This window comes from Paenibacillus sp. SAFN-117, from assembly GCF_051966115.1.
In the GTDB taxonomy this organism is placed as follows: domain Bacteria; phylum Bacillota; class Bacilli; order Paenibacillales; family NBRC-103111; genus Paenibacillus_L; species Paenibacillus_L residui.
In genome coordinates this window covers 1-14,966 of sequence record NZ_JBQCLK010000045.1, presented here as the reverse complement: position 1 = coordinate 14,966, position 14,966 = coordinate 1, and the positions used below count along the sequence as shown (strand labels likewise).

General features: G+C 48.9%; 9 protein-coding genes. 6 read left to right on the top strand and 3 right to left on the bottom strand.

Features of this window, described 5'->3' with window-relative positions; all coding sequences use genetic code 11:
• Positions 1-150 precede the first annotated feature (150 nt).
• Positions 151-936, top strand: a complete 786-nt coding sequence (locus ACTHRH_RS23225; RefSeq protein WP_440417830.1) for an arylamine N-acetyltransferase family protein — start codon at positions 151-153, stop codon at positions 934-936.
• Positions 937-1,493: 557 nt separating this feature from the next.
• Positions 1,494-5,966, top strand: a complete 4,473-nt coding sequence (locus ACTHRH_RS23220; protein ID WP_440417828.1) for an FIMAH domain-containing protein — start codon at positions 1,494-1,496, stop codon at positions 5,964-5,966.
• Positions 5,967-6,179: 213 nt separating this feature from the next.
• Here the strand turns inward: ACTHRH_RS23220 and ACTHRH_RS23215 are convergent, their stop codons facing one another.
• Complete coding sequence (locus ACTHRH_RS23215) at positions 6,180-7,355, bottom strand: ROK family protein (protein WP_379290688.1); 1,176 nt, start codon at positions 7,353-7,355, stop codon at positions 6,180-6,182.
• A 596-nt stretch (positions 7,356-7,951) separates the two neighbouring features.
• Here ACTHRH_RS23215 and ACTHRH_RS23210 point away from each other — a divergent pair.
• From ACTHRH_RS23210 to ACTHRH_RS23195, 4 genes are all read left to right on the top strand, one after another.
• Complete coding sequence (locus ACTHRH_RS23210; protein WP_379290686.1) at positions 7,952-9,415, top strand: ABC transporter substrate-binding protein; 1,464 nt, start codon at positions 7,952-7,954, stop codon at positions 9,413-9,415.
• Between the two features lie 62 nt (positions 9,416-9,477).
• A complete protein-coding gene (locus tag ACTHRH_RS23205; protein ID WP_144939828.1) occupies positions 9,478-10,425 on the top strand; it encodes a carbohydrate ABC transporter permease in 948 nt (315 codons plus the stop codon).
• A gap of 33 nt (positions 10,426-10,458) precedes the next feature.
• Complete coding sequence (locus ACTHRH_RS23200; protein WP_144939830.1) at positions 10,459-11,295, top strand: carbohydrate ABC transporter permease; 837 nt, start codon at positions 10,459-10,461, stop codon at positions 11,293-11,295.
• 92 nt (positions 11,296-11,387) lie between these two features.
• Positions 11,388-12,506, top strand: a complete 1,119-nt coding sequence (locus tag ACTHRH_RS23195; RefSeq protein WP_260982174.1) for an SGNH/GDSL hydrolase family protein — start codon at positions 11,388-11,390, stop codon at positions 12,504-12,506.
• Positions 12,507-13,600: 1,094 nt separating this feature from the next.
• Here ACTHRH_RS23195 and ACTHRH_RS23190 read toward each other — a convergent pair.
• Positions 13,601-13,897 carry a stalk domain-containing protein gene (locus tag ACTHRH_RS23190; RefSeq protein ID WP_440417824.1) on the bottom strand — a complete coding sequence of 99 codons (297 nt, stop codon included), beginning with the start codon at positions 13,895-13,897 and terminating at the stop codon, positions 13,601-13,603.
• 176 nt (positions 13,898-14,073) lie between these two features.
• Positions 14,074-14,700: a stalk domain-containing protein gene (locus ACTHRH_RS23185; RefSeq protein WP_440417822.1), complete on the bottom strand. Its 627-nt coding sequence runs from the start codon at positions 14,698-14,700 to the stop codon at positions 14,074-14,076.
• Positions 14,701-14,966: the final 266 nt, after the last annotated feature.

Below are 14,966 nucleotides of genomic sequence, written 5' to 3'. Positions count from 1 at the left end.
TATCCGAGGCGGAGACGTTCACCCGGCGGATGGGCTTGTTGAATGAAAAGGAAGTTGTTAAGATGAGGGTATTCGATTTGTTGGAAGGGTTGAAAACTCGTTCGAGATATAGCCCCGAAAGCAATTTAATACATGGAAGGAGCGGATAGAATGAGCGACAGCCGTAATCATTTAAAGCCCGATGTACGCGCTTACCTGGAACGTATAGGTTATGAGGGTCCTCTGGACGGGAGTGCGGCCGTGCTTGCCGAGCTGCAGGAGTGTCACCTGCATACGGTGCCCTATGAAAATCTGGATATTCTGAAGTGTATTCCACTATCGCTGGAAATTCCGGACCTGATCGAGAAAATCGTTGTCCGCCGGCGCGGCGGGTACTGCTTCGAGCTTAATGCCCTCTTTGGCTGGCTGCTGCGCGAGCTCGGATATCCCGTAACCGACCTGATGTCCCGCTTCTGGCGGGATGAGCCTAATCCGCCGCCGAAGAGGCGCCATCATGTATTGAAGGTCAAGGCGGGGGATGCTTACTATCTGTGCGACGTGGGGGTAGGGGGAATCGTTCCCAGGCGGCCGATCCAGATGGTGGAAGGGCTGAAGCATCCGCAAGGGGATGAGTGCTATCGCCTGGAGAGGGACCCGGAATACGGCTGGATGCTATGCGAGCTCAAGCATGGCGAATGGAGCCGATTGTATTCCTTCACCGAGGAGCCGCAGTTGGCCAAAGACTTTATTATGGCGACCTACTGGTGTGAGAATTCGCCGGAATCGATTTTTACGAAGAGCGCTATGGCGGCTATCCGCACCCGCGAAGGACGCAACACGCTAGCCGGCAAGGAATTTCGCATTTTCACCCCGGAAGGAGTACGCAGCTTTACCCCCGAGTCGGAAGAGGAGTATAACGAGGCTCTGCGCACTTATTTCAATATTCATTTGGAATAAGGCCCGGAAGTAAGGATAGGGCTGTTGAGAACACGAATGATTTAAACCACCTGAAATCCCGGGTGGTTTTTTTTGACGTTATAGAGTTGGTTACTCCACCTTCGCAGCATGAAAACACCCCTATAACCAGGGATCATAGTTTGGCGTTGAATCCCAATGTGCTGCTTTATCCCTGTCGCTATAGGGGACACCTTTGCGGGAATATTATGCGCAATCCGCAGTGCATCGGGATAGAACGCTGTACGTTGTTGGCAGAAGGAAATAGTCCATTGTTTTGACTTAAAATCATTCTGAGTGGTTGATGATCTGGTAAAATTAAATTCTTTGTAAACCTTGATTTTTAAGAAGGAGTTTCTTGTGCTTTAGCGAACTAAGATTTATGGAGGGACCGGGAATGGATTGTAGAATCTCCTTATAGTCTATCAATTTGATTTATTATATTGTGTTAAATTCCTGGTTCTGCTCAAATATGACAGGGAGGAGGTAACTGAGAGCGCTAATCCTAGTTCCAGCTGCAAGTTCATGCTCAAATAAAATAAGAAAGGAGTTTTGAATCTATGTTTGGAATCAATAGGAAAGAATGGAAGCGCAAGCTGTCATCCCTCCTTGCAGCAAGTTTGCTGGCGGGCTCAATGATGATATCGGGACAGCCTGCACCTGCTTATGCGGAAGCGGCCGGTCCTGCAAATTCCGATGAGGTGCCCGGACTGTTAATAACGGAATTGGTCCCTGACTCCACCGACATCAATGACGCCGATGCGTATGAATTTATCGAGGTTTATAACAATACGAACCAGCCGATGGATATCAAAGATTATATGCTCATCTATCGCTATCCGGATACGAAGGCTAGCGACCGGTATTGGCATCCCTACTCGTCTGTTGTCATTCCTCCGAAGGGAGTATTGGTCTTGTGGGGGATGGTTGGGACAAATGAGGACCTGACCGTAGCCGATTTTAACGCTAATTATGGCACTTCGCTGGTAGAGAACGAAACGATTGTGCGAATTCCGTCCGGCATGCATGACGCAAGAGATCGTGAGATCGTGCTGGCGACGAACACAGGACAAGATCTTGTCGTAGCCCGGTATAATCAAGGATATATCGCCACGAGTCCCGATAAGGGAGTTCACTATAAGACGCCGGATCCCGGCAGTATAAGGATGAAGCTGGTGAGCCCATATGCCGATACGGCAACGCCGGGTACGGTTAGCCCGGAACAGGTTCCGGCACAGCCGAACATCGTTGTACCGGACCATGTGGCGCCGGTTATCACCGATTTGACTACTTCTGACACCCCTGACTTGATGAAGCCGATGGAGTTTGTGGCAGAAGCCGGCGACGATCGGTTGCTGACATCGGTATCTCTGAAGTATAAGGCCGCTTACGATCCTGATTTTAAAACCGCTTACATTATTCAGGGGGAGGATGGTTTATTCAGGCATTCGCTCGAGTTGGAGCAGTGGTACGGAAGCCCGACCTTGACTTATTATTTTGAGGCGACTGACGGCATGAACGTGGTTGCTACCGCCGAGAAAACTCTTTCGCTGGCGGGGAATCCTGACGCACTTGAATGGAATGTGAAGGACGGCGATGTCCTGACCGGCGACAAAGTTATTTTTGCCAATGAGCTGCCGGAGCACTTGACACTAATGATAGACGGCCAAAGCGTACAAGAGACGGATGAAGAGAAAACGCTCTCCTCCATGCCCTATTTTGTTTTCGAAGCGAACGGCATTAATGCGGGGCAAAATGCAATTACGGTTGGAAATGAAGTCGTTCAGATTATCCCGCTGAATACGACAGGCTTCGCTACGGTCAGGGTGCCCATGAGTCCGAGACTGTTCAAGTATGGGCAGGATAATCCGATCGCCATTCGGGCCGGCTCTACGAAACGTCCTTATTTTGAAGAGGCGCCCGAGCCAGGATTGGATGATTATGACATCCGTAATGTGAGGCTGGAGTTTGCCGATGGCACGGTGCTTCGCGATCCCCAATATGCCGACCCCAAGCTTGTCTTGGATATGGGCGACAACGGACGGTTCTTGCCGGTCGTCTATTTCAACTTCGCGATCCCGGAGAGCCAATGGGAGAAGCGGCCGGTTCGCAAAGCGATGGACAAGCCCGCCTATTTTGTCTTCGAGGTCGATGGCATTGATAAAGGACAGAATTTTATTACGATGGGCGAGCAGGAGCTGAAGCTTATTCCTCTGGGAACGAAAGGCTTCCCGACAGTTGTAGTTCCAATCAGTCCGGAATTGCTGCAGTATGGGGAAAGGAACCCGATTGCCATTCGGGCAGGCTCCGTCAATCGTGCTTATTATGAGCATGCTCCGGAGGGCGGGCTGGATGATTTCGACATTCGCAACGTGCGGCTGATTCTTGCGGACGGAACCGAGCTGAGAGATCCGCAGTATGAAGATCCGTCACTCGTCCTAGATATGGGAGATAGCGGACGGTTCCTGCCGATTGTATATTTCAACTTCACGATCCCGGAAGACAAGTGGAATGCTTCCTCCTACCGTTGGAATACGGCTTCCATGCCGGACGGTGAGCACCAGGTCAAGGTAAAGAACCATAACGGGCTTGAGCATTCCGTGAATGTAACAACAGATAACAGCGGACCGGTGATAACGACCAATATGGCGGAGGGCCAGACTTACAAAGGCGAGTTTACGATTGAGGCTCAAGCCAGCGATGTATCCGGAGTATCTTCATTTACGGCAGTTCTGGACGGCAAGGAGATTCAAGTTCCGTATCTAACCTCTTCGGGGTTATTAGACCCTGGAACGCATGAACTGCTCTTGACCGCAACGGACAAGGTTGGCCAAACGACCGCTCAGACGATAAACTTCAGCACACCGGAAGAGCATCCCTACTCACCGGAATTGCTTGCACCGGCAGACGGCGAGGGGAATGTAGGCACAACGGCAGAGCTTCAGGTGAAAGTGGGCGATCCGTCCAACGACCCCATGCAGGTTGGGTTCTATCGCGGAAATCGCATAGATGGCGCAAGCGAAGCCATGAACATATACGTCAATTCTGTAGATAGAGAACCGCCTCTAACGATAGTTTCTCACGGAGAAACACTGCTTTCCGCTGAGGAGAAGGCTAAGCTGGCCGCTTCCGATGACGAGTACGTTACAACGGACTCTATCACCCACTTTCCCTATCATCGCTTTGAGGTTGAGGTAGGGGACGACATTGGAGCCGGCGATTCCATAGAGCTGCAGTGGGAAGGCCATTCGCTGGAAGGACGTAAAGTGACCATGTATGCCTGGAATTACGAAGCGAATGAGTGGCAGCCGCTAGCCTCTCTCATTGCTCAATCCGACGACGATTTCACATTGGCGGCAACTATTGATGCAGGTCCTTATGTAAATGAAGGTCGTATTCAAGCCATGGTTCAGGATCTGATTCCGTCTGCTGACGAATATGATTATACATTTGTCGTTCTGCCGGATACCCAAATGTATGCGGAAATTTATCCGAAGTATTTCCAATCCCAGGTGGAATGGATTCGTGACAACAAGGATGCGATGAAAATTCGTTATGTCGCTCATGTCGGAGATATTGTGAATACAACCCCCAATCTGGATCAGTGGGATCGGGCGGATCGCTTCATGAAGGTGTTGGAGGATGCGGGTATTCCTTATGGCGTTGCTGCCGGGAACCACGATGTTTTTGATGGGGGCGTAACGGGCGGCGAACCCGATTATTCGCTGTTTGGAAAATATTTTGGCGCCGACCGCTTCAAGGACATGCCTTATTATGGAGAATCTTACGAGAATAATCGCGCACACTATGATCTCATCTCGGCCGCAGGCAATGATTACATTATCGTTTATGTCGGCTGGGGGCTGAATGACAGTGTCCTGAAGTGGACGGATCAGGCGATCAAGAAGTTTCCCGAGCGCAAGGCAGTGATTGTCACTCATGAATATTTGACGGCGAAAGCGGAACGCTCCGCTACAGGCAATAGATTGTACAATGAGGTAGTGGTGCCGAATCCGAACGTAGAGCTGGTGATAAGCGGTCACTTCACGGGAAGCGCTGTGAGGAGCGATGAGATTGACGATGATGGGGATGGTATAGCAGATCGAACGGTACACCAAATGCTGGCCGATTACCAAGGGATCGGAGAAGGCGGCTCGGGATATCTCAAGCTGCTGCATTTCGATACGAAAAACAAGCTGGTGTATGTGAATACCTATTCTCCCGAGCTGGATGATTACAATCATTATGAGCCGGAGAAGGATGAATGGACACTCGCGATGGAGCTTACTCCGCAACTGAAACGGGTAGGGACCGATTCCTTCGTGGTTCAGGTGTTCACAGATGAGCAAATTGGAAGCACCGTGCAGGCGGAAAGCGGGGATAGCGTGCAGATGACGTGGAACGGGCTGTCCGGCGATCAAGTCTATTACTGGTATGTTATCGCCAAAGATCAGTTCGGGGGCCGAACGGTTTCCGACTTGTGGAATTTCCGCACGAAGGCCGTTCTGGCGGCGCCGACAGGACTTCGGGCTCACAATATTACGGCAACGGGCCTGGATTTAAGCTGGGACCAAGTAGATCTCCGTGACGGGGCGGCAGTGACCTATTCGGTTTATGCGGATAACAGGTGGATAACTACGGTTACGGAATCGGTATATCGGGTAGAGGGGCTGGAGCCGGATACGGAGTATCGCCTCACCGTCGTTGCGGAGCATCCGACACTGGGCGTTTCCCAGCCAAGCGAACCTCTAGTAGTCACTACCAGCCGGATGGATATTGCCGTTCTGGAAAGTATCCTCAATCAGTATATCGCTTCGGGAGAGGTGAGCGACCCGCTGGCCAATCAACTGTCGCAATCGATCAAGCAAGCCAGGCATCAATGGGACAAGGGATCAGCGGATCAGGCGGTTAAGAAGCTGGAGGACTTCCAGAAGCACTTGAACAAAAAGTCCATGGCTCCTTATGTGACGGAAGCCGCCAAACGAACGCTTCATTCAAGGAGTCAGTCGTTAATTCAGGTGTGGGGCAGCTAGAATTGAAAGGATAAGAAGGGGCTGTTCCAAAAGTGTTCGCACAAAAAAGGGAACATCCCAAAACGAAGCAAAAAGGACCTCAAATCCCACTTTGAGTGGGAACGGGGTCCTTTTATAGCAGCCAAATTTAACTCTAGGTGGGGCTTGAAAAATCATAGCTTGACTTATGAGACAACCCCTTCCCTGCCAAAGAGGCTATTAGCCAATACAACCCTATAGGGACAGGGTATCCAGCGGAATTTCAAAAGCCCGCTTAATGACAAGGCCGGCCGCCAGCTTGGTCTCATCCGGTTTGTCCTCCAGATGCATGATCCGGACATTGTTGACGGTAACAGGCAGCTGCTTGATTACCCTTGCTCTGATCTCAGGGATCATATAGGGGCTTATAGTACGCAGTACCCTGCCCGACAGCAGCACGCTATCGGGATTAATAAAGGTGATGATGTTGGTAATTGCGATAGAAATTCCCTCGATCACGAGTTCGTACAAGCGAAGCATCTTGGGATCGCCGTTACGTACACCTTCCGCAAACTGTTCAAGTGTACACTTCATAGATACGCTAAGACCGCTAATAGAGGCCAGGGTGGTAAGGCAACCGCTTCTTCCGCAGTGGCAAGGGTAGGCGTCCGCTCCATAGAAGCCTTTGTAATGGCCGAATTCGCCTGCCACGAAGTTCGAGCCCGGGATCAGACGCTTCTCGGAAACGATAGCGCCGCCCGTTCCGTAATCGAATTTTATTGTAATATTGTCCCTGGAATCTTTCAGACAGCCGTTCATATTTTCGTTAACGGACAGTAAATTGACGTCATTCTCTATATAGACCGGAATATGATACTTGTCTTCCAGCAATTGTTTAAGCGGAAAGCGGTGAACACCTATTCCGGGAGTTCGCAGGATGATGCCGTTCTGTGAATCAACGAGCCCCTGCATACTGATGCCGATGCCCTTGATCTTGTCCAAGGCCGGCACTTGGGGAAGGAGTTCATCAATGACTTCGTGCAGCAGGCGAAGCAGGACTTCGATCGATCCATATTTATCGATGGTGCGTTCGGAGGAGGCTATGCGTTCTTGGCGCAAATTATAGACACAGCCTCGAATATATTTTCCTGCAAGCTCTATTCCGATGGCATACAGTTTGCCGCTGTTGACATGGAGCGCGATTCTTTTTCTGCCGCTTCCCGACTCCAGGGCCATATGTTCGCCAACGGTAATCACCTTTTCCTTCAGCAACCGATTGACAATATTGGTAACCGTTTGCCGGCTTAACCCCGTTTTCTCTGCTAATTCCACACGGGATATCGGTCCTTCGGAATAAATAAGATAAAGTACTTTCTGTTGATTAATTGATTTCAAAAGCATATGGCTTGTTCTTTTTTCTGAGTCGCTCATGCCTCATTTTCCCCTTCCACACTCCCAGTTCTTTTCAAAAAATAAACAGCTAACGGTTTGTAATTAGCAGAAGATTCTCGCCCTAGTTTAGCACTAAAGCGGGAATAAAGAAAAGTTTCAACTTCTGCAGTAATTTAGGATTGACAATACGAAAAAGAACGATATTATTAATTATATCAATTAATAAAGCAATTTGATTAACTATTGAAAACTTTTATACTTTGTTTTTCGGGCTTGTTGCATTGTCTGATGCAGAGGCGGCGAGTTGTCTGATTGCCGGATACGGGAGAAGGCATAAGTTCTGAGGGTGCTATAGCTAAACATGGCATTAACGCAGGGCTAATAAGCCTCCTGATTTTCTTTAGGAAGCTCAAGGCACACGCTGTTTTAATCCCGAGAAGGAAAAACCGATGAGACTACACCAATTATTGAAAACGATTTCATTGGGCGGGGAGGTGAAGCTGGAAGGAGACGACAACATTATTTTTACATAATCCGTGCTCATAATTGATATTCAATTAACAAACAGGTAGTAAACTAAACACAGAATTTAGTCAATCAATTTTATTTATTAATGAAAAGGGGAGGCTATAACGATGTTCAACACCAAAATGAAAAGATGGATGTCTGCTGGAGCGGCCGCCATCCTATCGGCTACTATGCTCGCGGCTTGCGGCGGCAACGGGAATACTTCGGGACCTGCTTCATCCCCGTCGAACAGTCCGGGGCAGTCTGCAGAAGTAGAGGTATACCCTGAGAATGGATTGCCGAAAAATGAGGAGGTTACGCTTAAAGTCGGTTATTTCATTGGGGGTTACGGGCGTGAATGGTTTGACAAAGCAGTGGAATCCTTCACTAAGAAATATCCGAATGTCAAGATAGATATTACGGCATCATCAGATATGCAAACGATCCTCTCCACCAAGATTTCAGCAGGCAATGATAAAGATATGTTCGACTTGTTCAATACCGCACCTGCCGGCGGCGTTGTATCGCTGGCTGAAGCCGGGAAGCTGGAGCCCATGGACGACATTTGGGACTACAAGCTTCCGGATGTGCCTGATAAAACAGTGAAAGATCTGAGTATGCCGGGAATGTATGAATCTACACCGTTGATTCAAGGGAAGAGGTATGAATTCGCCATCTTCACCAGCTTCGGCGGACTGTTCTACAACAAGAAGCTGTTCGAGGAGCATGGCTGGAATCAAAACCCGAAAACCTGGGAGGAGTTCAAGCAGCTGTTAGCGGATATTAAGGCGGACGGCATCGCTCCAATCACGTTCCCGGGCATCCATCCCAACTATCATACGTGGGCTTTCGGACCGGCGAAAAATTTTGAATTGGCTGATATTAACGGACATGCCGAACAATTTATCGAGAATTACAAAACATATACGCTGCCGCAATATACCAGTCCGGAAACGGTTGAGACCTGGACACGCTTTTATGAGCTGGGTAAACTAGGGTATTTTGCAGAAGGTCTGCCGGCTTTAACCCACACGCAATCGCAAATGCAAGTGCTTCAAGGACAGGCGGCCATGGTATCGACCGGAACTCACGTCGAGAATGAAATGAAGGAAGCGACACCCGCGGATTTCGAATGGGGGTATATGGCCGTTCCGTTCCGGGACAGCGAAGACCAGACACTTTGGATTCGAAGCGGGACTACAGGGTTCAACTACATCTGGGCGGCCAAACCGGATTTGAACAAGAAGTGGGCCAAGGAATTAATCGTTTGGCTGCTTCACCTTGATAATCAGCAAATTGCTGCGGAAGAAGCGGGTGCGCTGCCTATGCGCAAGGATTTGACGGAGGACCCGTCCCGAACGGTTAATCTTACGAGCTCGGCTCAAGCTGTTCTGAAGTACATTGCGGATAATAAAGCCCATACGTATAAAGCAAGCAGATCGGTCAGCATCTCGGATCCGAACCTGGCGCAGGCAGAGAAGCTGTTGAACGAAAATATTGTGAAATTTGCTTTGGGCAAGCAGGATCCGAAGCCTATTCTGGAGGAAGCGGAGAAATTGCTGACAAAAGCGGTGGAGGCAGCGAAGAAGTAAATGCTGCCATGAGCGGGGAGGCTCACTCTCCGCTCTCCATTTTATGATAGGAGTTGACTTCGATGTCTGAATCAACCGTGGTAAGAAAGCCACAGACCTCGAGAAGAAGGATGAGGCTGGATAACGCGAACACGCAGAAATATATTTTTCTCGCACTGGCTATCATCCCGCCCTTCGGAGGGTATTTGCTGTTTACTTTATTTCCGAATATTTTGTCCGTCTACTATTCAATGCTGGATTGGGATGGACTTACAGATTCCACCTTTGTCGGATTTTCAAATTTCATTACTGCGTTTCAAGATCAATATGTCTGGCGCGCCTTAACCCACAATCTGATTTTTATGGTGACGGTTCCGCTTTTCGTCGTTCTTATCTCCTTATTACTGGCTTACTTGATCACCCATAAAAGCTATCGTGAGAACGGTTTCCTGAAGGTGCTGTTTTTCTTCCCGAATGTATTGTCCACGGTTGTGGTTGCACTTCTCTTTGCATTTGTTTATGACGGCACCTATGGCCTGTTGAACGCGATGCTTAAACTGGTCGGAATAGACATGGGTAACTTTTATTGGTTAGGTAGTGACAAAACAGCGCTTGCGGCCATTATCCCGGCATGGGTCTGGGGCGGAGTCGGCTTGTACGTCATCATCTTCGCCAATGCCATGCTTGCGATTCCGAAATCGCTGTATGAAGCAGCGATCCTCGAAGGGGCCGGGCATATGACTCGTCTGTTCCGGATTACGATTCCGCTTGTATCGCCAATAATACGCGTTAGTGCGCTGTTCCTGGTGGTAGGAACGATGAAGGGCTTCGAGATCATACTCATCATGACCAACGGAGGTCCTTATGGGGCTACCGATGTCATCGGGCTCTATATGTTTAATTTGGCCTTCGGGGAAGAATACAGGAACTTCGGCTATGCGTCTGCTGTGGGGATGATTCTTTTCGTTATATTGGTCACTGCCAAGCTGCTGATGGATAAATTTTTACCAAACAGGGGCTATGAGTACTAGTCTCTATTCGCTTGAAGGTTCGGAGGGATAATTTTGAAGGAAAAACGGACATGGTTAGATGTCGTCTGGCGAATAATCCTGTACCTGTGGGCGCTGACGATTCTTTTTCCGCTGGTTTGGGTCATTTACGAATCTCTGAAGAGCAATCCGGAGTTTTTCCAGGATATCTGGGCTTTGCCTACAGAGCTTAAGTGGGGCAACTATCTGAAAGCCTGGAACCAATACGGATTCGGACAGTCGCTTCTAAATACACTTTATTATGTTGGCGGGAGCCTGGTGGTCAGCTTGTTCTTTACGACCCTCAATGCTTACGCCCTGACACGTATGGAATTTAAGGGAAGAAAACTGATTTGGAGCCTGATCATGCTGTCCTTGTTTCTTCCCGGGGTCAACGCGCTTGTTCCCCAATATGTCATTATGCGGGAGCTCGACTTGACCAACAGCCTGACCGGCTTGATTCTGTTGTCCAGCTTGGGGGAGAGCGTGTTCTTTCTAATGCTGCTCGGAGGCTTCATGAGCTCTTTGCCGAAGGAGCTGGAAGAGAGTGCGACGATGGACGGGGCGACGCTGTTCCAGAGATTCTGGCGTGTCATCGTTCCGCTGTCCACTCCGGGGATCGTCACCGTAGCCGTATTCAAGTTTCTTGGATATTACAATAATTTCATGGGACCCTTCATCTATTTAAGCGATCCCAAGAAATATCCGATTGCGGTACAGATGTATTCCGCCAACAAGCAGATGGAATATACCGCCGATTGGGTCACGCTGTTTGCCGGAGTTACGATTGCCATGGTGCCGTCCGTCATTATCTTTATGCTGTTCCAGCGTCTTCTGATGGAAGGGGCGACGATGGGGGCTGTTAAAGGGTAATTATTCAAGGGAAAGATAACGAATTTTAATCTTGGATGGGGGGGCCGTCCATCCTGTGTAAATTTGTTTGGAGTATATGGAGAGTGGTAAGGTTGTCCGTAGAAAGTCAGACGCTGTTTCAGCTTCTGGATACGAATTTATTGCTAAAGCAGCCTAAGGGGACTTGGAAATGGCATTCTCCGCTTTCCGCTCCGTTTAAAGTGCTGGGTTTCCCATGGCTGGAGCAGGACAGGGTATACCGCCGTTTGCCGCTCCACCCCAATCATGCTTTGCCCGAAGCGGTCGATAAGCTTGCGGATTGTACCGCAGGCGGACAAATTCGCTTTAAGACCGATGCGCAGCGGGTAGCGATCCGGGTTAAGCTGCGGGGGCCGGCATCGATGGATCATATGCCTGCTACCGGCCAGATCGGTTTCGATGCTTATGTAGGGGAGCCCGGTCAGGAGCGGTACATAGGAACAAGCCGAATGAAGCCGGGAGAGCAGCAGTACGAGTCGTTGCTGTTTGAAGGTGATCAGCCGGATCGGCTGCGTACGGTCACGCTTAATTTTCCTCTGTACCAAAGTGTGACGGAAGTGATGGTGGGCCTCCCTCCGGAAGCCGCCCTGGAAGCCAATGATTTTCCAAGCTCAAGAGGCCGCCTGGTGTTCTATGGAACCTCGATCACTCAAGGGGGATGCGCAAGCCGTCCGGGTCTTGCTTATCCTCAGCAGATCGGCAGACGATTGCAGCGGGAAGTGATCAATCTCGGGTTCTCGGGCAGCGGCAAGGGGGAAGAGGAGGTGGCCAGAGTCATCCGGCTTATTCCCCATGTGGACTGCTTCATTGTCGATTATGAAGCCAACTGCTCGACAGAGCTGTATGGCCGGACTCTGGAGCCGTTCCTTCGCCTCTACCGGGAAGAGCAGCGGCTCGTTCCTATCCTGGTCGTGTCGCGGATTCCTTATGCGAAGGAGCAGGTGAACAGCATCTCCCGGCAAGACCGAATGGAACGGAAGCGAATTGCGACCGAGCTCGTCCGCAAGCTTAATGAAGCCGGCGACGACAGAGTATTCTTCTGCGACGGAGACCGGCTGCTTGGAGAGCGCTATGACGAGTGCACCGTGGACGGCGTTCACCCCAATGATTTAGGCTTTACCCGGATGGCGGAATCTCTCATTCCGGTTATATCGCAAATTCTGGAGCGTTGTTCCAGTTCAATTTGGCGGTAAATGACGTAGGCAGCTCAAAAAATCGGCATTTAAAACCGAACGTTTTAGCCTGATACGGCCCAGAGAGCTGTCCCAATATCCGGTTTGCGGATTTTCAGTACCGGAGAGCTTAGTTTTATGCGAACTCTGGGACAGGCCCGGTTGTCCGCCGGGATTGTGTAAAAGACAAGCAAAACTGCAGGTCTTTTTGGGTAAAAGCCGCGCGGTGCGTTATTCTAAAGCGATAGTGCAGGTCTTTTTGGGTAAAAGTCGCCATATGCCTGATTCTAGAGCGATAGTGCAGGTCTTTTTGGGAAAAGCCGCGTGATGGGTTATTCTAGAGCGATAGTGCAGGTCTTTTTGGGTAAAAGTCGCCACATGCCTGATTCTAGAGCGATAATGCAGGTCTTTGGAGCGATTTTTGCGAAATGGCCCCATTTCGTCCAAAAGACCTGCACATTTGAGCGTCTTTCGCCTTCTTTTTGGAAAAAGGCAGATTTTTAATGCACTTTTGCTCGTCTTTGCGACGTGTTGGCTTTATCCTCGCCTGGCCCATCATTTGCTCCAATGGTCCAATGGTTCAATGGGCAACGATGAAAGAGAAGAGCGAATGTAATCACAGAGTGCTACTTCTTTTCCGTCGTCCATCCCGGTATGATCCCTGGAAATCATTTTAACGTTGTCCCGAAGTACCCCAAATTACAACCCCCCACCCCTTTATAAATGGGAGTCGTTTTCTCTTCAACACTATCCAGCGATTCGTATCGTACATTCTCAGGTCGTACCACTTCAACGAAATAATCCCCTGGAGCTACTCGATTCCCATCATTCCCGGTAAGGTCCCATGTAAATTTAGCCTCGTATGAAAAAGCATTGGGAATGACTCCTGAAAAAGTCGGTAGTGTACGGCTGTATATTACTTCTTGGCTATCTAGTGGACGAATTTGTAAAATAAGATCGATTGCGTTTATAACAATATCTTCACCGAGATTATTGGTTATTTTGACGCCAAGATCAAGGCTTTCATTGCCATTTATCCATTCCAAGTAGTGGGGGGTAATGTGAATGGTTTGAGTACCTGCACAAAAGGGGTCTACCCCTACCCTCACTAGATTTCATATAATCGGAGCCACACCCTGATAAATATCGATCTTGTGCAAACCATCTGTACTGTCCGACGGATACTGATAAACTACAGTCGCGCCCATCGCCTCCGAGAAGGACCGCAGCGGAATATACGCTTTGTTGTTGTAGTTAATCATTTCATCTCCATCGACAGTGATCTCCTGATCACCATTATGAATCGTTACTTTGCTGGGAAACAACGTGGCCTGAATTGTATACGAGGACGCCGCAGCGGTAGCAACCAGTAAGGCGGTGCCGCATAATACTCCTGTCAAAAACTTCTTCACAATCTTAACATATCCTTCCTTATACCAATTACATGGCGTTTCGTTGCGGGTTAATCTAAAAACCAATTTCCAAGAAATTAGAGTTACTCTTCGCGGGGATGAATTATCTTAATGTTATCCCAAAGTAACCCAAATTACAGGCGCCAAGTCTTTCAATGATGGCTGTCTTCTCTTCATCACTGTCCAACACTTTGTCCAGGAGGAACTTCCTTGCCGTCTATCCCGATATGATCCCATGTAACTTTCGCAAAATATTCGTATGAGCTTGGAATCACCCCTGCAAAAGAAGGCAGTGGACGACCGTATACCACCTCATTACTTTCAGTTGAACGAACTTGAAAAGTTAGATCGATGGGACCTACAGTTATGTCATCATCCGTGTTGTTATTCATGCTAACAATAAAAGCGCGATCGCTAGGTTTATCATCTATCAGATCAACACCTATTGTGATATGGAATGGTTGTTCTTTTCCGCAAAATGGATCCACAGACTTCCGCTCTAAAGTCCATTCTATCGGAGCCACACTCTGGTAAATATCGATCTTGTGCAATCCATCTGTGCTTTCCGACGGATACTGATAATCTACTGTCGCACCCATCGCTTCCGAAAACGTGCGAAGAGGAATATATGCTTTGTTGTTGTAGTTAATCATTTCGTCACCATCGACAGTGATCTTCTGATCGCCATTATGAATCGTTACTTTACTGGGAAACAACGTGGCCTGAATTGTATCCGAGGATGCCGCAGCGGTAGCAACCAATAAGGCGGTTCCGCATAATACTCCTGTCCAAAACTTTTTCATAAGATCAACACATCCTTCCTTCCCTATGTACATGCCGCCATGCTTTGGCTTACCTGCGTACTGTTCCGGTTCGTTGAAACAATTTATATCAGGCTATAAGATTGGCAGGGACAGAGTGACTATGTAAAAGCCTGCAGAAATACATCTTTTTGAGTGCTCACTTCAGTAGCTGGTTTAAAAACCTGCGATAGCTCCACGGCCCCCTAACGAAACTGGAGTCCTACCCTACAATATATTATTGTATTTCTTAGGGAGGCGACCAGTAT